Raw genomic sequence first — 237 nt, 5'->3', positions numbered from 1 at the left:
CAAAAGGATGCTATAGTCGAGGTCCCGCATGCAAAGATTTTGGCTGTGCTCAATGGAGACGAGCCTCATCGCGGAAAGGTTTTTGGGTGCGACACGAGCCGCGTGTACAAGGGGCGCAAGACGCATGACAAATTCGGCCCACTCTATTGGTTCTATCGACCTGAAGGAGATGTTGGCGATCGGGTGGTGCGGGCTTTTGACAAAGCATACAAGACGCTAAAGAAAAATGGTCTGGAG

1 protein-coding gene is annotated in these 237 nt (G+C 51.9%); it reads left to right on the top strand.

Translation table 11 applies throughout. The features are described from left to right. Positions 1 to 237 (top strand): hypothetical protein (locus AC1RP1_RS08485; protein ID WP_481762803.1); only part of this gene is annotated, 237 nt, incomplete at both ends.

Source organism: Dellaglioa sp. CoH-56-MRSF-13, assembly GCF_056782095.1.
This window is presented reverse-complemented; position numbering and strand designations above follow the sequence as displayed.